This is a genomic window from Novosphingobium sp. RL4, assembly GCF_035658495.1.
In the GTDB taxonomy this organism is placed as follows: Bacteria; Pseudomonadota; Alphaproteobacteria; order Sphingomonadales; family Sphingomonadaceae; genus Novosphingobium.
The window spans coordinates 2,383,487-2,402,060 of sequence record NZ_CP141944.1 but is presented as its reverse complement, the minus strand read 5'-3'; the positions used below and the strand labels follow the sequence as shown (position 1 = coordinate 2,402,060).

Here is an 18,574-nt window from a genome sequence, read left to right as displayed (position 1 = left end):
CCCATGGCCCTGTCTCGTCCGGCGATTTGCCTGCGAACAATGAGGGAACAATTATGCAACGAATCCGGTATCGTCAAGCAATACCGCCATTTTGGAGCAAGAACACTTCAACAACATCTCCTGCATTCGCGGCCGGCGCGCCAATGGGGCGATCGATCAGTACATTGCTTGCCGCGAGCGATGCCAGAGCGCCGCTGTCCTGAAGCGGGTTCGCGCAGACCGTCTCGCCGTTCCAGTAACCGCGCAAAAACTCCCGGCGGTTGCCCGCAGCGGGCAGGGGGGCCGAAAGCCGGGTTGCAACCGGCTGTGGGATTGGCCGTGAAGCCCCCAACAGGGCCCGCAGGACAGGCAGGAGAAACTGATAGGCTGTCACAAGGCTGGATACCGGATTCCCCGGTAATCCGATGATAATTTGCGGCCCGGTAGCGCGCTGGCGGGTCGCCACGAGCAGGGGCTTGCCCGGCTTGATGGCCACGCGCCAGAAGTCCAGCTGTGCGCCCCATGCTTCGAGGGCCGGGCGGACAAGATCGTGATCGCCGACCGAGGCACCCCCGCTGGTCACGATGACGTCAGAATCGCTCGCCTGTTCGAAGGCGGCGATGAGGTCATCGAGCTTGTCGGCCACGGGGCCTATCCGGTTCGCATCCACCGGAAGAGAGCGGGCCATGGCAACCAGCATGACGCCGTTGCTGGCAGGAACCTGATGGTTGGCGCAGAACTCAGGGTCGGTCGAGAGTTCGTCGCCGCTATCTATGACGGTTACCCGCGGAATCCGTCGGACGGGCAGGTGGCGATGGCCGGCGGCAATGCCGAGCGCGGCTTGCGCCGGGCCGATCAAAGTACCGGCGGCGAGAAGTTCGCGGCCTTCCACAAAGTCCATGCCGCAGCGCCGGATATGGCGGTGGCTAGGTTCGGGTGCCTCTCCCGTCAGGGTGATCTGTTGCCCCTCGCGAGCGAGGTCTTCCTGAAGGATAACGGCTTGGGCGCCCTCAGGCAGCATCGCACCGGTCGAAATCCTTACTGCTTCGCCCGCGCCGACTGACGCTTCGTAAGGATGGCCGGCCGCGCTCTCGCCAATAACGCGCCAAGGCCCCGACAGGTCGGCGGTTACGGCATATCCATCCATTGCCGAGAGATCAGCCGGAGGCTGACTGCGATGAGCGCGCAAGGGTTCCGCTAGAAAGCGTCCGAGCGCGCCGTCGATATCGACCCGCTCGATGGGGAGAGGCTCGACAAGTGCAAGAAGACGGGACTGCGCTTCCTCGAGGGAAAGGTGCGGCTTCACAGCGCTTCAGCTCGCCAGTGGCCCGATTTTCCACCTGTCTTCTCGATCAGGCGAATGTCGCCGATGATCATGCCCTTATCAAGCGCTTTCGCCATGTCGTAGATTGTTACGAGTGCGACGGAAACCGCTGTAATCGCTTCCATTTCAACGCCAGTCTTGCCGCTTAGACTTACCGTTGCCTTGGCGGATATGGCTTGTGCGTCAAACGTGAAATCGAGGTTTACGGCATCAAGCAACAGCGGGTGGCACATCGGGATAAGGTCACCGGTCTTCTTAGCGGCCATGATGCCGGCGATACGGGCAGTGCCCAGGACATCTCCCTTGGGGGCATTGCCGGCCTGGATCGCTTCGAGCGCATCCTGCGTCATCACGATGCGGCCGGAGGCCACCGCGACACGCCGTGTCTCATTCTTGGAGCCGACGTCGACCATGCGTGCGGTCCCTTCGGTATCGATGTGCGTCAGGCTCTTGCTCATCGCCTCACCTCTCCATGGATCTGCGTGCTTACGCTAATCTCGAAACGGTCTGAAGTCGCGGATCAGCCGAAAAGCAGTGCTTTGGTCGCAGCTTCCACGTCAGCTTCGCGCATCAGGCTTTCGCCGACCAGGAACGTCCGCGCACCGCAACCTGACAGACGGATCAGATCGGAATGGGCGTTGATCCCGCTTTCACTGACGAGCAGGGTCCCTCCGGGTGCGAGGGGGGCCAGACGTTCGGTAATGGCGATATCCGTGACGAAGTGCTTGAGATCGCGATTGTTGACCCCGATCAGGCGCGATTTCAACCGGCTTGCACGCTCCATTTCAGATTCGTTGTGAACTTCGACGAGGCAATCCATGCCCCGTTCGTGAGCAGCTGCTTCGAGTTCAGCCATCAGGACGTCGTCGAGAGCGGCAACGATGATGAGGATGGCGTCCGCGCCGATCGCGCGGGCCTCTGCGACCTGCCAGGGATCGACCATGAAGTCCTTGCGGATGACCGGCAATGCGCATGCAGCGCGAGCATCCTCCAGATAGTCCTCGTGGCCTTGGAAATAGGGAGCGTCGGTGAGGACCGAAAGGCAAGCCGCGCCGCCGCGCTCATAGGCGACAGCATGTTCTGCCGGGCGAAAATCAGGCCGGATCAGTCCCTTGGACGGCGAAGCTTTCTTGATTTCCGCAATCAGGGCAAAGCCATCCTGGGCCTTGCGGCGCAGCGCAGCCTCGAAACCGCGCGGAGCGGACTGGCCCACGGCGCGAGCGTCGAGGTCGTTCACGGTGGCGAAGCCCTTGCGGGTTTCGACTTCCACGCGCTTGGTGTCGCAGATTTCGGTAAGCTTGTCGGACATGGTTTCCTCGGGACCGTCTGGGTCAGGACTTGAGCGCTGAAATCCAGCAGTTGAGCAGGGCATTGGCGAGGCCCTTGTCGATGGCTTCCGCCGCTTCCTCGACGCCTTCCTGCCAGGTTTCGACTTCACCGGCGACGATCAGTGCGCCGGCGGCGTTCAGCAGCACGGCATCGCGATAAGCGCCGGTTTCACCCAGCAAAAGGCGGCGCAGGGCATCGGCGTTGTGAGCGGCGTCGCCGCCGCGGATGGCGCCGACCGGCGATATCGGCAGGCCGACATCTTCCGGCGATATCCGGCGCATTGAGAGTTCGCCATGCCTGATCTCGGCCACTTCGTTGCCGCCGGCGAGGCTGAGTTCGTCGAGCCCTTCATCCCCGGATATGACGAACGAGTGCTCACTGCCGAGGTGCATCAGCGCTTCGGCATAGATCGGCACATAGGCAGGGCGGGCAATGCCGACGAGCTGGCGCTTGACGTTCGCGGGGTTGGCGAGCGGGCCCATGAGGTTGAAAATCGTGCGGCGGCCGATCGCCTTGCGGATGGGCATGATGCGGCCCATCGCGGGGTGGTGGCGCGCGGCGAACAGGAAGCAGATGCCAAGGTCGCCGAGCGTTTCTTCCGCGGTTTCGGCAGCCCGGTCCAGGTTGAGGCCCAGCGCTTCGAGGGTATCGGCCGCGCCGGCCTTGGAACTGGCCGCACGGTTGCCGTGCTTGGCGACCGGGACGCCGCAGGCTGCTACCACCAGCGAGACCGCTGTGGAGACGTTGAGAGTATGGTGCCCGTCGCCGCCGGTGCCGCAAACGTCGATAGCGTTGCCGGGCGCTGCGATGGGGATCATCCGTGCCCGCATCGCGCGAGCAGCGCCGGCGATCTCGCCGGCGGTTTCGCCGCGGTCGGTCAGGGCAATGAGGAAGCGAACGATGGCTTCGTCATCGACCTTGCCATCGAGGATAGCACCGAAAGCCTCTTCGGCTTCGGCTTCCTCGATAGGGTGCAGCGGATCGGGAAGGCTTGCCACAGTCATGCGGCGAGGCGGGCCGGAAGCTTCGGGTCGAGGCCGCAGAGCTTGAGATAGTTTGCCAGCATCGCGTGGCCGTGTTCGGTCGCGATGCTTTCCGGGTGGAACTGCACGCCGTGGATCGGCAGCGTGGCATGGCGGAAGCCCATGACGTGGCCATCGTCCGAACGGGCATTGACCTTGAGCGCCTGCGGAATGTCCTCGACAATGAGCGAATGATAGCGCGTCGCGGTGAAGGGCGAGGGGATGCCCTGGAAGACGCCGGTATCGTCATGGGTGACAGGGGAAGTCTTGCCGTGCATCAGGCCGCCGCGCACGACCTTGCCGCCAAAGTACTGACCGATCGACTGATGGCCAAGGCAGACACCGAGAAGCGGCTTGCCGGCGTCGGCAGCGGCGCCCACGAGATCGAGGCTGATACCCGCCTCGTTCGGCGTGCAGGGGCCGGGCGAGAGAAGGAAACCCTGCGCGCCGCTGTCTATGGCCTGCGCGGCGGTCAGGGCGTCGTTGCGCACCACTTCCACTTCGGCGCCGAGTTCCATCACGTAATGGACCAGGTTCCAGGTAAAGCTGTCGTAATTGTCGATGACGAGGATCATGTACTGCCTTTCGTCGCTTTCTCGACGACGATCAAGGGGCCCAGCGGAGGCCCGCCGTCCACGCGCCCGTGCTCCGGGTCCCAGAGCGAGGATACACTGCCGTCGAGGAACAGCGCATTGGGGCAATCGAGTTTGTCACGGAAGTAGCGTCCAAGCTTCCCGAAGGAAACCGGCTCGTCCGAAATTACGAAATGGGCGCGGCCCTTGCGGTCCACGCCCACGGCATTGCGCAGTTTCCTGGATCGGCCGTCCGCGTCGATCTTTGGATGAAGCTTGCCGCCGATCACCAGCATGGGGCCGGACTGGGTGCCGAAATCCGGGCGGTTGACGATGTTCCTGGCGAAATCGTTCGTGGCTCGCACGGCCCAGTGGCCATCCGCATCGCCATAGAACACGCCGTTGGGCTGGAGGTGGAAATTGCCCCAACCCTCGTTCGTGTTCAGTTTGTGCAGTCTTACGCCGTCCTCGACATAGTAGCCGATCGGCTGTCCCTTCTCGTCGAACATGCCGCCGTTCATCGCGAAGGCGACGGCGTGGTTCTTGCCGGGCCGATCCACCGCCAATTGCGAGAGGCTGCGGTAAGGGGCGCCGCCCTTCGGGCCGAGCACCATCTGGATGGTGTGCCGCGCGGGATCGGCGGTGCAATGCGTAAAGGAGGCGCCTTCGAAGGTGGCGCCTTCACATGGAGGCGGGGGCGGCGCGGCGGCCTCCTGCCGCGCATCGCCCGACGAGCAGGCAGCGAGAAGCAATACGGCCGCGGCGGCGGCGCGCATCACTGGCCGAAACCCGGCTCCCCGGCGACGCGCACGGCTTCGCGGGCGGCGGCGAACAGCGCGCCGGACTTGGCCTCGCATTCGCGCTGTTCGTAGACGGGATCGCTGTCGGCAACGATACCGGCTCCCGCCTGCACGTGGAGCACGCCGTCCTTGAGGACACCGGTGCGCAGGACGATGCAGGAATCGACAGAACCGTCCGGCGCGAAATAGCCCACGCCGCCTGCGTAAGCTCCGCGCGTTTCCGGTTCGAGTTCCGCGATGATCTCGCAGGCGCGGACCTTGGGGGCACCGGAGACAGTGCCGGCCGGGAAGCCCGCGAAGACGGCGTCGATGGCATCGTGCCTTTCCGTGTCGAGCTGGCCGACCACGTTCGAGACAATGTGCATGACGTGGCTGTAGCGCTCGATCGTGTAGCTGTCGGTCACTTCAACGGAACCGGCGGCCGCCACGCGGCCCACGTCGTTGCGGCCGAGGTCGAGCAGCATGAGATGCTCGGCGCGTTCCTTGGGATCCGCGAGGAGGCTCACTTCGTTGGCCTTGTCCTCGGCAGCGCTCTTGCCGCGCGGGCGGGTGCCGGCGATCGGGCGGATCGTCACTTCGCCCTCGCGCACGCGCACGAGGATCTCAGGGCTCGATCCGATCAGCGCAAAGCCGGGCATGTCGAGAAAATAGAGGAATGGCGAAGGATTGATGCGGCGCAGCGAGCGGTAAAGCGCGAGGGGCGGCAGCGGGAAGTCGCAAGTGAAGCGCTGGGCCAACACCACCTGGAATATGTCGCCGGCCTCGATGTAGTTCTTTGCCCTGAGGACCATGGCTTCGTAGTCGGCAGCAGCCATGACCGGGGTCTGTACCGGCTCGGCGAGATCCGTAGCGGTGGGCGCGGCGGGCACCGGCGCGGCCAGCTTGCGCAGGGCCTCGTCGATGCGTTCCGCTGCGAGTTCGACCAGACGCTCGGGCGCTCCTGCTTCCGGCCAGAGCGGCGCGACACAGAACAGTTCGTCGCTAAGGCGATCGAACACGAGGATCAGTGAGGGGCGCACGAACAACATGTCAGGCAAGGAAAGCGCGCTTTGCGGCGCGCGCGGCAGCTTCTCGACCAGGCCAATCGTCTCGTAGCCGAAATAGCCGACGAGGCAGGCAAGTGCCGGGGGAAGTTGCGGCGGCACGTCGAACCGGCAGCTTTCGACGAGCGCGCGCAGTTCCGCCAGGGCGTCGCCGGGAAGGGCGGTGAAGCTCTCCCGGTCGTGCTGCCAGTTGCGGTTGATCTCGCAGGCGTGGCCTTCGGCGCGGAACACCAGGTCGGGGTCAAGGCCGATCAGGCTGTAGCGCCCGCGCGTTTCGCCGCCCTCGACGGATTCCAGCACGAAATCCCCGCGCCCTTCCTCGAAGAGCTTCAGCGCGGCGGCGACCGGGGTCTCGGTGTCGGCGACAAGCTTGCGCCAGAGCAGCGCAGGCTTGCCTTCAGAGAGCTGCGCCAATGCTGCAAGGCGATCCGATTCGCGTTCCATAACCCCGGTCATCATCTCAGTTGTTACTCGGCGCTGCCGGCGCCATCGAGTTGGCGGCGAACGGCTGCGATAGCCTTGTCGTGCTTGGTGACGCCCACTTCCTTGCGGATCGCCTTGCCGAGGGCGTCGGTATAGGCCTGGCCGAGCTGGCCGCCCAGCTCACGCTGGGTGCCTTCGACGAGGACCGGCGAATCGACCTTGCCTGGCACGACCTCCTTGAGGACGACGACGAACCAGCCGCGATCCTGTCCGGCTGCCTGCACCTTCACGGTGCCCTTGGCCATGTGGAACATCAGCGACACCGGCGGCGGTACCTGACGGCCCGAACGCAGTGCGGCGGTGAGCGTGGCGCGCGACATGGAGACCTGTTCGACAGGTGGTACCTTGGCGCCGCTGGCGGCAATGGCCTGTTCCAGCGTCTTGCCCTGACGCATTGCTGCCTGAACCTTGAGCGCAGCGGCCTTGGCTGCGGCCGAGCCCTTGTCCAGCGCCCAGGCGGCCTTCACGTCGTTGGTGATTTCCTTGATCGGAGCAGGCGCCGACGGCGTGATCTGGGTCACGTCGTAGACGATGTAGTTCTTGCCGCCGAACTGGGTCGCATCCTTGCCGACCTGCGATGCCTGCGGCTTTTCCTGATCCATGCCGAACGCGGTGGCGAGAACGGGCTGGAGCTGCGCAGGCGCGGTTTCCCCGGCCTTGCCGTAGACCTGTCCGTTGGCGGTGATCGGCGCGGTGGTTTCGACGGTGGCGCCGACCGACTTGGCGACTTCGACGAGGCTGGCGCCATTCGCGAACTCGTCCTCGATCTTGGCGAGCAGGTCGGTGAAGGCGGTGCGCTTCTTTTCCTCGGTCAGCTTCGCGACGATTTCGTCCGAGACAGCGGCGAGGGGGCGCTCAGGCTTCTTCTGTTCTTCCTCCACGCGGATCAGGTGCCAACCGAGCGCGCTCTTCTGCGGTGAGGTCAGCTTGCCTGTCGGGGTCGCGAAGACGGCGTCTGCGACGGCCGGAGAGAACTGGCTGGCAAGCTGCTGCTTGCTGAAGAATTCAAGCTTCGCAGCCGAAAGGCCCTTTTCCTGCGCGGCCGCTTCGAGGGTCTTGCCCCCGGCGACTTCGCTGGCGACCGCCTTGGCGGCAGCTTCGGTAGGCACGATCAACTGCGTGATCTTGCGGTTGTCCTGCGGGGCATAAAGAGCCTTGTCGGTCTCGTAGCGCTTGGCGATTTCCGCTGCGGTGGGTGCGGCCAGGTTGCCAACCGCGTCCTCGCCGAAGGCTGCGTAACGGATCACGCGGCGTTCGGGACGGATGAAGGCGTTTGTGTGAGCCTTGTAGAATGCCTGGAGTTCCGCGTCGGTCGGGGCCTTCTCGGGGAAGAACGCCTGCGAGGGCAGCGCCACGACCGAACCCGAGCGGTTCTCGTCAAGGAGGGAAGCGTAGCGCTTGGCGGCGAAGCTCGACATCGTGGTGCCGAACTGCGCGGGCAGCATGAGCTGCTGCGCGATCAGGCCCTGCGCAATATCCTCGCGCAGCGACTTCTCGGACAGTCCCTGCTGAGCGAGAAGCTGGCGGAACGTGGCTTGGTCGAACTTGCCGTCGACGCCCTGGAAGGCGGGGATACGGGCGATTTCGCTGTCGATCAGGCGATCACCGGCGACCACGCCGACTTTCTTGCCGAAAAACGCCGTGGCGGTACGGTCGATCAGTTCGTCGAGAACCTGCTCGAGACCACCCTGCGCGATGAGCGCCTTCATGGTCATCGTCGGGTCCTGCCCTTGCACGCGGGTCAGCGCGGATTTGGCGGCAAGTGCGAGCTCGCCTTCTTCTACGTCGTCCTTGCCGACTGTGGCCACGGAAGCACCGGACACCAGGCCCGCGGAATCGCGTTGGCCGGTGATATCGCCGCCGACGAAAGCCAGGGTAATGAGCACCAGGACCAGCAGCGCGATGCCGGCACCTATCTTGGACTTCAGGAAGTTACGGAAGAAAGAGAGCATGGACCGTGCCGATCAGCGAGATTTGGGTTCAACCGGAGCACGACGGCCGAGCGTGATGACGGCCTTCGTACGAAAACGGGGCTGGCTTTAGGGGGGCTTGTGACATCCTGCAATGGCAAGGTTCTATCCGATGTCCTTGCTGATGGGCGCGACTCGCGAAGAATGGCGGCGGGCGGCAAGTTTTGCCTGAACGGTAGATCCACGGATTTTGACAAGAAGGCCCTGCGTGCCCTAGCAGCGCCACGAAAGCGCGGCCTGCGATTCCCGTCCTCTGCGGTATGTCAGAAGGTCGATGCGCCCCGAAATCAAGGTTTCTTAATAACATGGCTGGTCTGCCCTACATCGTCGGTAACTGGAAAATGAACGGCACGCGCGCGATGCTTAACGAGGCGCGCGCGATCGACCGGGCTGCCGCACGCTTCCCGAAGGTGCAGGTGGCGGTCGCGCCGCCGGCGACGTTGCTCTACCGCATCCGCGATGCGGTCGAACTGATCGGCGTTGGCGGGCAGGACTGCCGTGCGGAAGACAGCGGCGCCTTCACGGGCGACATTTCCGCGCCCATGCTCAAGGATGCGGGCGCGGATTTCACCATCGTCGGACATTCCGAGCGCCGTACTCTCCACGGCGAGAGCGACGGCGACGTCAAGGCCAAGGCGGAGGCCGCGCTGTCGGCGGGCCTCGCGGTGATTCTCTGCGTCGGTGAAACCGAAGCGCAACGCGATGCGGGCGACGCCGAAGCCGTGGTCGCCGCGCAGCTCGAAGGTTCGTGCCCGCGCACGGACGGCGCCCCTGAGAAGCTTTCGGTCGCCTATGAGCCGGTATGGGCCATCGGCACGGGCCGCGTGCCCTCGATCGAGGACGTGGCCGCGATGCACCAGGCCATTCGTGACAAGCTCAAGGCCATTTACGGCGAGGGCGGTGCGGATGTGCGCATTCTCTATGGCGGTTCGGTCAAGGCGGACAACGCGAATGAACTGCTGTCCGTGCCGGAAGTGGGCGGAGCATTGGTGGGCGGTGCAAGCCTGACCGCGGAAAGTTTCCTCGCCATCGTTGGCGCTGCAGCTTCGCTGGGCAACGACTGACGACGGAAACGGGGCGAGAATGCCCCGAAAGTCGGCCGGGCAGCGGGCACTGTGCAGCTGCTTCGGGTGATGACTTGCGCAGAGACGGACTAGCGCCTATCTGCGCGACTTGAGATGCGGGCCTTGGCCCCCGAGAACACTGAGAAAAACGCACGATGTTTCTTTTCCTGACCGTGGTCCAGGCGATTGTCGCCCTCCTTCTCGTCGGCGTCATCCTGATGCAGAAGTCGGAAGGCGGCGGTCTCGGCGTGGGCGGCAGCCCCTCGGGCATCATGTCCGCACGCGGCGCGGCCAACTTCCTTACCCGCGCCACTGGAATTCTTGCTGCGGTTTTCGTGATTCTCTCGATCGTGCTTGCGGCGCTTGCGGTGAACGAAACCACGGGCCGCGATATCGATACTTCCCTTCAGCGCGAGACGGCTCCGGCCGCGCCCGCGCAGCCGGCCGACCCGCTCGCCGGCCCGGCGGCTCCCGCCGCGGCTCCGGCGGATGGCGCGAGCCCGGCTCCGGCCGGTGCCGCTCCTGCGGGCACGACTCCGGCCAATGATCCGCTTTCGGGTGCTGCCGGCCGGTAATCCGGCAGGGCACACTACGGCGCATCATCGTAACAGGAATGCCGTCTGGCTCTGGCAGGCGGCATTTCATTCGTTTTGAACTGTGGATTCAGGCACAGCGCTCTTGCGCTCGTGCCCCCATGCAATTTAAGGGCCGACTCCCATGGCGCGGCATATTTTTATCACCGGCGGCGTGGTCTCCTCGCTCGGCAAAGGTCTCATGGCGGCGAGCCTCGCGGCTCTCCTGCAGGCACGCGGTTACCGCGTCCGCATCCGCAAGTTCGATCCCTATCTGAACGTCGATCCGGGTACGATGAGCCCGTATCAGCACGGCGAAGTCTACGTCACTGACGACGGCGCCGAGACGGACCTCGATCTCGGCCATTACGAACGCTATACCGGCGTATCGGCGCGCCAGGCTGACAACATCACCTCTGGCCGTATCTACCAGGACATCATCGCCAAGGAGCGCCGCGGCGACTATCTGGGCGCCACCGTACAGGTGATCCCGCACGTCACTGACGCGATCAAGGACTTCGCGATGACGGAGACCGAGGATCTCGACTTCGTCCTGTGCGAAATCGGCGGCACCGTGGGCGATATCGAAGGACTGCCTTTCGTCGAGGCTCTGCGCCAGATGCGCAATGAACTCGGCCGTGAACAGACCTGTTTCGTGCACGTCACCCTGGTGCCCTACATCGCGGCAGCCGGCGAGTTGAAGACCAAGCCTACCCAGCACTCCGTGCGCGAGCTGACCGGCCTCGGCATCCAGCCCGATATCCTGCTGTGCCGCTGCGACCGGGAACTGCCGGAGAGCGAGCGCCGCAAGATCGCGCTGTTCTGCAACGTGCGTCCGCAGGCGGTCATTCCCGCGCTTGACGCGCCGAACATCTACGCAGTGCCGCTGCAGTATCATCACGAGGGCCTTGACGCGGAAGTGCTTCATCACTTCGGCATGGCTTCCGAAGCCCCTGATCTTTCGCGCTGGAACGACATTACCGATCGCTTCGAATATCCCGAAGGTGAAGTCACCATCGGTGTCGTGGGCAAGTATGTCGGCCTTCAGGATGCCTACAAGTCGCTGAACGAGGCACTCGTTCATGGCGGCATGGCCAACCGGGTCAAGGTCAACGTCAACTGGATCGATGCCGAGATCTTCGAGAAGGAAGATTCCGAGATCGCCGCTGCCCTTGAGCCGATGCACGGCATTCTCGTGCCAGGCGGCTTTGGCGAACGCGGGACGGAGGGCAAGATCGCCTCGGTGCGCTTCGCGCGCGAGCGTGAAGTTCCCTTCTTCGGAATTTGCCTCGGCATGCAGATGGCCTGTATCGAAGGCGCCCGCTCTGCTGGTGTCGAAAAGGCCAACTCGACCGAATTCGGCCCCACCGAGGAGCCCGTTGTCGGCATCATCACCGAGTGGATGGGCAAGGACGGCCTGGAAAAGCGCGCCGAAGGCGGCGATCTGGGCGGGACGATGCGTCTCGGAGCCTACAAGGCCGAGCTTTCGCCCAACAGCCACGTTGCCTCGATCTACAATGCGACCGAGATTTCGGAACGCCATCGTCACCGTTACGAGGTGAACGCTTCATACCGCGAAACGCTTGAAGGTAATGGACTGATCTTCTCCGGCATGTCGCCTGACGGTTTGCTGCCCGAGATCGTCGAGCGTCCGGATCATCCGTTCTTCGTGGGCGTGCAGTTCCACCCGGAGTACAAGTCGCGGCCGTTCGAACCGCATCCGCTTTTCGCGGGATTCATCGCGGCAGCCTTGCGGCAGGCGCGACTGGTCTGAGCCGGTAGCGGCCGAATTATGAAGAGGGGCGGGCTCGCAAGAGCCCGCCCCTCTTCGATTCCGGATGTCCCGTTTCAGGTGAGGAGGGTGAGCAGCAGCGTGATCGTCCCGACCGAAAACACTGTCGAGATCAGAATAACCCTGGCTGTAAGCGCACCTTCCCGGCGATGGAACTCGGCCAACATGAAGGGGCCGGTTCCGGTCGGCAGGGCGGCCAGGAGCACGGCGGCATTGCGCAGAGGTGCGGTCAGGGGGAAGACCCAGAGGGCGAGCGCCAGCGTGATCGCCGGGTAGACGAACAGCTTGAGAGCGACCAGCAGGGCCGTCATCCTCGCGCTGCCGGGTTCTGGTTCGCGCGGCTCGGCGAGGAACATGCCGAGGCAGACGAGGGCGCAAGGGCTTGCGGCCGATCCAAGCAGTTTGAGGAATGCATCGAGGGGCGCGGCAACGCCTATCCCGCTCGACATCACGGCAGCGCCGAGTAGCGGTGCCAATACGAGCGGATTGCGAAACAGTGCCTGTAGCACGCGCAGTACGATCAAGGGGCCACCGCCGCCTGACTGGTTTCCGAATTCGATCAGTACGATGGCAACCGCAAAGAGCACGCAGACGGTGTTGATCGTCGCGATCAGGGTGAGTGTCTGGGAGGCCGGCCCCAGCGTTGCCAGCAGCAGTGGAAAGCCGAGAAACGCTGCGTTGGAATAAGCGCCGTTGAGGCCATGGATTGCGGCATTGCCGATCTCTGCGCCGGCCAGTCGGCTGATGGCTACGGTAAGCGCGAAGAAGAAGAACGTGCTCAGCCCAAACACCGCGACGAAACCGGGCTGCCAGAGTTGGGCCGCGTCGGCCTTGGCTACGATATCGAAAAGCAGCGCAGGCAGGGCGAGATAGACCACGAAGCGGTTCAGTTCAGTGGTCGATTGCGGACTGAAGATGCCCAAGCGCCGCGTCAGCCAACCTGCGAATGTCAGGGCGAAGATCGGCAGGACGACCGACAGGATCGAAATCATGGAAAAGTGCGGCCCATTGCTTTGCAAAGCATGCGGATTAAGCGCTGGGCCTGGCCTGTCCATCGCTGTTTTAATTGCATTCCGTGCGAAGTGCGCAATTTACCATCAAAAAGGGCGGCCCGGACATTTCCGGACCGCCCCCAATTCTGCAATTCACCCGGCTATTCAGGCGGCAGCGGAACCTTCTTCGGCGCTGCCCTCGACCACGGTGAGCGTATTGCCGCCAATCGCGATCTTCTTGGGCTTCATCGCCTCGGGCACTTCACGCACGAGGTCGATCACAAGGAGGCCGTCAGCCAGGTCAGCGGCATCGACGCGAACATAATCTGCCAGTTCGAAGCGTCGCTCGAACCCGCGCTGGGCGATGCCGACGTGCAGCATCTCGCCTTCGACGGATTCTTCGGGCTTGTGGCCCTTGACCACCAACAGGTTGGCCTGCGCAGTGATATCGATGTCGGCAGGCTTGAAACCGGCGACCGCCAGCGTGATGCGATAGGCATCGGCGCCGCGACGTTCGATATTGAAGGGGGGATATTTATCGCCCGGATTCACGCGGCCCTGGTTCTCGATCATGTCGAACAGGCGGTCGAAACCGACCATGGTGCGGCGGTAGGGCGAAAAATCGATACGGTTCATGACAAAAATCCTCGCTTGAGCAATCTTCGTGTGACGAGGCCCGGACTCCGGCGCCTCTTTGGCAAGCCATCCCCTTGGCGGGCCATGACTTGCATCCCTAGATATGATAGCGCGGCGCCCTTTCAAGGGTCGCAAAGAGATTGAAGGAACCGTATTCATGAGCCAGCCGAAGGTCGAGATCTACACCAAGTGGGGCTGCCCCTATTGCGTCATGGCCAAGTCGCTGCTCGACGGCAAAGGCGTGACCTACGAAGAGTATGACATCACGATGGGCGGGCCGAAGCGGGCCGAAATGGTTGAGCGGGTTCCCGGTGCCTTGACCGTTCCCCAGGTGCTGGTGGACGATAAGCCCTACGGCGGTTTCGACGACATCAGCGCGCTGGACCGCGCCGGCAAGCTAGACCCCGTTCTCGGGCTCTGACCGGAATGGTCCGCGCCGCCCTGTTCCAGATGACCACGGGCATCGATCCCGACGTCAACGCTGCCGCGATCGTTTCCGCCCTTGCCGAGGCGAAGGCGGGCGGTGCGGTCATGGTCTTCACCCCCGAGATGTCCGGCCTGCTTGACCGCAAGCGCGAGCGTGCAGCCGTCAACATAGTTACGGAGGGCGAGGATCGGGTACTGGCCGCCGTGCGAGAGGCTGCGGCGCGGGAAGGGGTTTGGGTCCATCTCGGCTCGCTGGCCGTGCGTCCCGGAAACGATGGGCAGGGCGATGGGCGCTACGCCAACCGCGCTTTCGTCATCGATGCCTCGGGCGAGATTCGCGCTCGCTATGACAAGATGCACATGTTCGACGTGGATCTGGCGACGGGCGAATCTTGGCGCGAATCGAATGCTTACGCGCCGGGCGACAAGGTGGTGACGGTGGAAACACCGCTTGGGCGCCTGGGTCTGGCGATTTGCTACGACGTCCGTTTCCCGGCGCTGTTCGAGGCGCTCGGCCGTGCGAGGTGCGATGTCATCGCCGCTCCGGCCGCATTTACCGTGCCTACCGGCCGGGCGCATTGGCACCTGATGCAGCGCGCACGGGCCGTGGAAGCAAGCGCTTTCATGCTCAGCGCAGCGCAAGTGGGCCATCACGAGGATGGGCGCGAGACTTACGGTCATTCGCTGGCGATCGACCCCTGGGGCGAGGTTCTGCTCGATATGGGCGGGGAAATGGCCGGTCTCGGCTTCGTCGATCTTGATCCTGGCCGCATCGCGGAAGTGCGCGCGCAGTTGCCAAGCCTTGCCAACCGCCGCGAGATCGCCAAATAGGCCGCGATGCCTATTGTCTTTGATCTCGAATGCCGTTCCGCGCATCACCGTTTCGAGGGCTGGTTCAAGTCCTCGGACGATTATGCGCGGCAGCAGGAACGGGGATTGCTGAGTTGTCCCCGTTGCGGGTCGGACGACGTTGGAAAGGCGGTTCAGGCGCCTCACCTTGCCCGCAAGGGGAACCAGCGGACTGCTGCGTCAGACGCACCGCCGCAGAAACCGGAAGTTTCCTCTGCGGTAGTGCCTTCAGAGCCGGCCTCGCTCCAGCAGGCGGAAGCAATCCCGCCGCAGGCGGTCGAACTGCTCCAGAAGCTTGCGCTGATGCAGGTCGAGGCGCTCAGGTCCAGTCGTTTTGTCGGTGAGACCTTCGTGGAAGATGCCCGGGCCATGCATTATGGCGAGCGCGATGCCGAAGTGATCCATGGCCGTGCCACGCCCGAGCAGGCGCAGGAGCTTATGGAGGAAGGCATTCCGGTCATGCCCTTGCCGTTTCCGGTGGTTCCGCCCGAACAGACCAATTGAACCAATTGCCAAGGCATTCGCCGCAAGCTAGGAGGCCCTCGAGTGCGCCCGTAGCTCAGCCGGATAGAGCACCAGATTCCTAATCTGGGGGCCATGGGTTCGAATCCCGTCGGGCGCACCAACAATAAAAGCCCGCGATTTTCGCGGGCTTTTTCGTGGTTGAGGGTCAGGCCTTAAGCCTTGTGCCGTCAACCGCTTCACGGCCCAGTGCCGGATCGTCCGTGAAGAAAGCGTCGAGCCCCAGTTCAAGATAACGGCGGATTTCGGCGATGCTGCCTGCCGGGTTGCGCGCGGCATCGCCTGATGCGTTGCGAAAATCGGCGGGAAGAAAGTAATTTTCCGGCCTGAAAGTCCAACTGGAAACCAGAAGGCCGGCCTCGTGTGCGTTGGCGACCAGACCGCTGGGCTGGGCTGCAAGGCGATTGTCCTTGTCGCGCGGGACAAGGGCGAGGTTGTAGGGCGATATCCAATCCGCATAAGTCGCGATTTCAGCGAGGCCTGCTGGCTTATGGAGATCGTCGAAACTGGGGCCAGAGCCCTTTGCTGCAAGATCGGCCGGGCGCTTTGCACCGGGTACGGTGAGTTGCATGAGTTGGACGTTGCGGAGCCCATCAAGCCGCTCGCGCAGCCATTTCAGGTTCGATACCTCGAAGCTCTGGAGGATCACCGGGGCAGTGCAGAGGTATGGGCTGGCGTGGAGGCGGTCGAGAACGCGCTGCTCAAGCGGAATGCCGATAGTGGCAAAGTAGGTAGAGTGCTTGATCTCGGGAATGACGCCGATCAAGCGGCCGTGGGCACGGGCCTCGGCAGCGACGAACTCGGCGATTTCCTCGAAGGTAACGACCTGGAACTGGCCGTCGAACCCATGGCTCTCCGGCCGTAGCGGGCCGAGTCGTTCTCTCGCGCGCAGGCGCTTGATTTCATCAAGCGTGAAGTCCTCGGTGAACCAGCCTGTAACATTCTCGCCGTCGATGACTTTCGTGGCTTTCCGGCCTGCAAACTCTGGATGGTCGGCGACATCGGTTGTGTCGGCGATGTTGTTTTCGTGCCGGGCCACAAGAATGCCGTCCTTTGTGCAGACAAGGTCGGGTTCGATAAAGTCCGCGCCGTCTGCAATGGCCTTGGCGTAGGAGGCGAGCGTGTGTTCGGGGCGCAGCGCGCTGGCGCCGCGATGGCCGATCACCAGAGGCTTTGCCGGGCGCGGGGCCCTTGGTCTTGCGTTGCTTGCGGCTGCAAGCCCGTCAGGCACGATTGACGCTGCCATCCCGACAAGCGTCGCTCCGGCGCTGCCGCGGATCAGCGAGCGACGGGAAAGCGGAGATTCGATCATGCTGAAAACCTTCGGGAAACCGGCTCTGTTTCCGCCGGCTATTCAGGGCAGGTGACAGCATGACGACAGCTCCGGCATGAGTTTGCGTCAGTGGCAGGAGACGCCGGGCTTCGCCTGCCACTGGTACGCATCCATAGTCTCTCCTCGCGGCAGATAGGTCAGCTTGCGCTTCTGGCCGTCCCTCTCGATGTCAAGGGTCAGGCTGGCGTCCTGATCGCCTTGCAGGCCGTCTTGCGGAAAACGGTTCAGGATGCGGTCACCGTTTTGCAGCCCTGCGGCTTCTGCGGCGGAGCCGGGCTTGAGGCCCTGCACCACGCGCTCCGGCGTGACGAGGATCAGCGGATCAAACCCGAGGTCGAAGCGCTTGAGTGGCTTGATAACGCGGTCGAAGCAGGGTCCAAAGGCATCTGCCGGAGGTAATACGGTCCGACCCGCCAGCATCGCTTCGAAATCGGCGATGCCCCGGGCGCCAAGCTCTTGGCCCAGCAGTGTCTTCCAGAGCGCAAGGTCCATGGCATGGCCGGCGCGGCGCTCGGCAAGCATGCGGCGCACGAGATCGTCGAGCGAACGTTTTCCACCCGAGGCGGCGCGGATTTGCGCATCCACCGAGGCGAAGTAAAGCGAACCGCGATCGTAGGGCAACACGCGGATTCGGGTGTCCTTCCAGAACCCGTCCGCGATGCGGTCATTGGGAGTGCCGATCAGGGCGTTTGTATAGTAGCGTCCGGCTGTGGAGTTGAGGTCGTCCAGGAAGGCCTGCCGCGAAATCAGTCCGGCGCGATAAGGCAGCATGCGCTGATAATGGACAGCGAGACCTTCACCGAACCACGAAAGACCGAGCCCGCCCGCCGCGTCCATCGAATCGCCGAGTGAGTTGATCCAGGCATGGACCATTTCATGCGCCAGCAGGCTTTCGAGGTCGGAGAGGGGCGTTTTTTCGCTGAAGGTAAAAGCGAAACTGTCTGTCAGGCCGATGCCGCTTCCGGGATTGAGCCGATTGGTTCGCGCAAACACCCCGAAGCTGGCTGGGCGCTGGTCGAAGAATTCTCCGTAGAATTTCTGAAGGCGGGCTGCCCAATCCATCAGTTGAGGCCCGGCGAAGCTGAATTGTCCCTGCCAGGCACCGAAGAATGTGCTCTTGGCGTAAGATCCGATGCGGCCGGCCATGTAGTATGTCCCGCCGATCTGGTCGGGCCGGAGAGGGCGGCTGCCATGGCTATTCCCGATCCCCAGGCTGGAGACGCCGCGTGCGTCCTTGCCTGCCCGCGCGAGGTCCCAGCTTACCGACAGGTCTCGGGCGCGTGCGTCGGCCGGCAGTATGAGAAAAGCGTTGCCTGCGCCGGACAGCCCGGCGTCGGCAGCCCGCAGTTCGTATTGCGGGCGTGCCATTTCAGGCTGGGCCGGGTCTACAGGCAAGCGGTAGGCGACAGTTACCGCGCCTTCGACCGGGCGCAGCGCTTTCCACGAGCGTTCGAGGTTGTCTCCGTCCCGCGCCGTGTCATGCATTTCGACCGGAATCAGGCCGCGGGTATCGGAGAAGACCAGACCTTGCAGGTTCCTCGCGGAAGTCTCCACGGTATTGGCGGTGACTGCAATGGCAGCAAGCGCGTCGCCTTGTGGAGGTGCTTCGAAGCGGATCGCCACGTCGAGACGTGTAAGCGCGCCCTGTTCATCGGCAACCGGCGCAAGTGCGATTGAAATTTCCGGCGCGGGGCCATCGGTCGCTTCGGCCGCCGTGGCGGAGGCGAGCGGCGTGGAGGAAAGAAGCGCGGCGAGCAGGGCGTTGCGAAGCGATGTCATGAAACGAGGCTAACAGGCTGTACCGAAGGAAAATGTGCAAAGAGCATCGCTTGCCGGCAGGCGTGCGCATGAAATATGCTTGGTGGG

General features: G+C 63.6%; 18 protein-coding genes and 1 tRNA gene. 7 read left to right on the top strand and 12 right to left on the bottom strand.

Features of this window, described 5'->3' with window-relative positions; genetic code table 11:
• Positions 1-73: 73 nt before the first annotated feature.
• From U9J33_RS11620 to U9J33_RS11585, 8 genes are all read right to left on the bottom strand, one after another.
• Positions 74-1,285, bottom strand: a complete 1,212-nt coding sequence (locus tag U9J33_RS11620; protein ID WP_324695406.1) for a molybdopterin molybdotransferase MoeA — start codon at positions 1,283-1,285, stop codon at positions 74-76.
• Positions 1,282-1,761, bottom strand: coding sequence for a cyclic pyranopterin monophosphate synthase MoaC (gene moaC, locus U9J33_RS11615; RefSeq protein WP_324695404.1), 480 nt, complete (start codon positions 1,759-1,761; stop codon positions 1,282-1,284). Before moaC ends, U9J33_RS11620 begins: the two co-directional genes overlap by 4 nt.
• A 62-nt stretch (positions 1,762-1,823) precedes the next feature.
• Entirely contained in the window at positions 1,824-2,612 is a 789-nt protein-coding gene (gene trpC / locus U9J33_RS11610) for an indole-3-glycerol phosphate synthase TrpC (protein WP_324695402.1), read from the bottom strand.
• A 22-nt stretch (positions 2,613-2,634) separates the two neighbouring features.
• A complete protein-coding gene (gene trpD / locus U9J33_RS11605; protein WP_185997332.1) occupies positions 2,635-3,636 on the bottom strand; it encodes an anthranilate phosphoribosyltransferase in 1,002 nt (333 codons plus the stop codon).
• Positions 3,633-4,229 (bottom strand): anthranilate synthase component II, encoded by a 597-nt coding sequence (locus tag U9J33_RS11600; RefSeq protein ID WP_054437615.1) that lies wholly within the window; start codon positions 4,227-4,229, stop codon positions 3,633-3,635. The genes trpD and U9J33_RS11600 overlap by 4 nt, the downstream gene beginning before the upstream one ends.
• Positions 4,226-5,002, bottom strand: a complete 777-nt coding sequence (locus U9J33_RS11595; protein WP_324695399.1) for a phosphodiester glycosidase family protein — start codon at positions 5,000-5,002, stop codon at positions 4,226-4,228. The genes U9J33_RS11600 and U9J33_RS11595 overlap by 4 nt, the downstream gene beginning before the upstream one ends.
• Complete coding sequence (trpE, locus tag U9J33_RS11590) at positions 5,002-6,513, bottom strand: anthranilate synthase component I (RefSeq protein ID WP_054437606.1); 1,512 nt, start codon at positions 6,511-6,513, stop codon at positions 5,002-5,004. The genes U9J33_RS11595 and trpE overlap by 1 nt, the downstream gene beginning before the upstream one ends.
• Before the next feature lie 23 nt (positions 6,514-6,536).
• On the bottom strand, positions 6,537-8,504 hold the full coding sequence (locus U9J33_RS11585) for a peptidylprolyl isomerase (protein ID WP_324695395.1): 1,968 nt from the start codon (positions 8,502-8,504) through the stop codon (positions 6,537-6,539).
• A 323-nt stretch (positions 8,505-8,827) separates the two neighbouring features.
• Between U9J33_RS11585 and tpiA the strand changes: the two genes are divergently transcribed.
• From tpiA to U9J33_RS11570, 3 genes are all read left to right on the top strand, one after another.
• The gene (gene tpiA / locus U9J33_RS11580; RefSeq protein WP_054437602.1) at positions 8,828-9,586 is read left to right on the top strand and encodes a triose-phosphate isomerase; all 759 of its coding nucleotides are present in this window, start codon (positions 8,828-8,830) and stop codon (positions 9,584-9,586) included.
• A gap of 155 nt (positions 9,587-9,741) precedes the next feature.
• Positions 9,742-10,161: a preprotein translocase subunit SecG gene (secG, locus tag U9J33_RS11575; protein ID WP_185997336.1), complete on the top strand. Its 420-nt coding sequence runs from the start codon at positions 9,742-9,744 to the stop codon at positions 10,159-10,161.
• A gap of 142 nt (positions 10,162-10,303) precedes the next feature.
• The gene (locus U9J33_RS11570; protein ID WP_132469010.1) at positions 10,304-11,932 is read left to right on the top strand and encodes a CTP synthase; all 1,629 of its coding nucleotides are present in this window, start codon (positions 10,304-10,306) and stop codon (positions 11,930-11,932) included.
• A gap of 74 nt (positions 11,933-12,006) precedes the next feature.
• Here U9J33_RS11570 and U9J33_RS11565 read toward each other — a convergent pair whose 3' ends face one another.
• Together U9J33_RS11565 and U9J33_RS11560 are read right to left on the bottom strand one after the other, a co-directional pair.
• A complete protein-coding gene (locus U9J33_RS11565) occupies positions 12,007-12,942 on the bottom strand; it encodes an AEC family transporter (protein ID WP_324695391.1) in 936 nt (311 codons plus the stop codon).
• A gap of 165 nt (positions 12,943-13,107) precedes the next feature.
• Positions 13,108-13,578: an Hsp20 family protein gene (locus U9J33_RS11560; RefSeq protein ID WP_054437593.1), complete on the bottom strand. Its 471-nt coding sequence runs from the start codon at positions 13,576-13,578 to the stop codon at positions 13,108-13,110.
• 157 nt (positions 13,579-13,735) lie between these two features.
• Here U9J33_RS11560 and grxC point away from each other — a divergent pair, with 157 nt between their 5' ends.
• The 4 genes from grxC to U9J33_RS11540 all read left to right on the top strand — a co-directional run bounded on the left by grxC (position 13,736) and on the right by U9J33_RS11540 (position 15,478).
• Positions 13,736-13,999, top strand: a complete 264-nt coding sequence (grxC, locus tag U9J33_RS11555; protein WP_324695386.1) for a glutaredoxin 3 — start codon at positions 13,736-13,738, stop codon at positions 13,997-13,999.
• A 5-nt stretch (positions 14,000-14,004) separates the two neighbouring features.
• Positions 14,005-14,835, top strand: coding sequence for a carbon-nitrogen hydrolase family protein (locus U9J33_RS11550; RefSeq protein ID WP_324695385.1), 831 nt, complete (start codon positions 14,005-14,007; stop codon positions 14,833-14,835).
• A 6-nt stretch (positions 14,836-14,841) separates the two neighbouring features.
• Positions 14,842-15,357 carry a DUF1178 family protein gene (locus U9J33_RS11545; RefSeq protein ID WP_324695383.1) on the top strand — a complete coding sequence of 172 codons (516 nt, stop codon included), beginning with the start codon at positions 14,842-14,844 and terminating at the stop codon, positions 15,355-15,357.
• 44 nt (positions 15,358-15,401) lie between these two features.
• Positions 15,402-15,478, top strand: a tRNA-Arg gene (locus tag U9J33_RS11540).
• A gap of 45 nt (positions 15,479-15,523) precedes the next feature.
• Here U9J33_RS11540 and U9J33_RS11535 read toward each other — a convergent pair.
• Positions 15,524-16,687 (bottom strand): glycerophosphodiester phosphodiesterase, encoded by a 1,164-nt coding sequence (locus U9J33_RS11535; protein WP_324695381.1) that lies wholly within the window; start codon positions 16,685-16,687, stop codon positions 15,524-15,526.
• Positions 16,688-16,774: 87 nt separating this feature from the next.
• Positions 16,775-18,487, bottom strand: a complete 1,713-nt coding sequence (locus U9J33_RS11530) for a peptidase M61 (RefSeq protein WP_324695379.1) — start codon at positions 18,485-18,487, stop codon at positions 16,775-16,777.
• Positions 18,488-18,574: the final 87 nt, after the last annotated feature.

Bases quoted from the DNA above. Each gene is read 5' to 3' on its own strand.
- U9J33_RS11585 (WP_324695395.1), bottom strand. From the start codon at position 8,504: ATGCTCTCTTTCTTCCGTAACTTCCTGAAGTCCAAGATAGGTGCCGGC.
- grxC (WP_324695386.1), top strand. From the start codon at position 13,736: ATGAGCCAGCCGAAGGTCGAGATCTACACCAAGTGGGGCTGCCCCTAT.
- trpD (WP_185997332.1), bottom strand. From the start codon at position 3,636: ATGACTGTGGCAAGCCTTCCCGATCCGCTGCACCCTATCGAGGAAGCC.
- U9J33_RS11535 (WP_324695381.1), bottom strand. From the start codon at position 16,687: ATGATCGAATCTCCGCTTTCCCGTCGCTCGCTGATCCGCGGCAGCGCC.
- tpiA (WP_054437602.1), top strand. From the start codon at position 8,828: ATGGCTGGTCTGCCCTACATCGTCGGTAACTGGAAAATGAACGGCACG.
- U9J33_RS11545 (WP_324695383.1), top strand. From the start codon at position 14,842: ATGCCTATTGTCTTTGATCTCGAATGCCGTTCCGCGCATCACCGTTTC.
- U9J33_RS11560 (WP_054437593.1), bottom strand. From the start codon at position 13,578: ATGAACCGTATCGATTTTTCGCCCTACCGCCGCACCATGGTCGGTTTC.
- U9J33_RS11550 (WP_324695385.1), top strand. From the start codon at position 14,005: ATGGTCCGCGCCGCCCTGTTCCAGATGACCACGGGCATCGATCCCGAC.
- moaC (WP_324695404.1), bottom strand. From the start codon at position 1,761: ATGAGCAAGAGCCTGACGCACATCGATACCGAAGGGACCGCACGCATG.
- U9J33_RS11570 (WP_132469010.1), top strand. From the start codon at position 10,304: ATGGCGCGGCATATTTTTATCACCGGCGGCGTGGTCTCCTCGCTCGGC.
- U9J33_RS11565 (WP_324695391.1), bottom strand. From the start codon at position 12,942: ATGATTTCGATCCTGTCGGTCGTCCTGCCGATCTTCGCCCTGACATTC.
- U9J33_RS11530 (WP_324695379.1), bottom strand. From the start codon at position 18,487: ATGACATCGCTTCGCAACGCCCTGCTCGCCGCGCTTCTTTCCTCCACG.
- U9J33_RS11595 (WP_324695399.1), bottom strand. From the start codon at position 5,002: ATGCGCGCCGCCGCCGCGGCCGTATTGCTTCTCGCTGCCTGCTCGTCG.
- secG (WP_185997336.1), top strand. From the start codon at position 9,742: ATGTTTCTTTTCCTGACCGTGGTCCAGGCGATTGTCGCCCTCCTTCTC.
- trpC (WP_324695402.1), bottom strand. From the start codon at position 2,612: ATGTCCGACAAGCTTACCGAAATCTGCGACACCAAGCGCGTGGAAGTC.
- trpE (WP_054437606.1), bottom strand. From the start codon at position 6,513: ATGGAACGCGAATCGGATCGCCTTGCAGCATTGGCGCAGCTCTCTGAA.
- U9J33_RS11600 (WP_054437615.1), bottom strand. From the start codon at position 4,229: ATGATCCTCGTCATCGACAATTACGACAGCTTTACCTGGAACCTGGTC.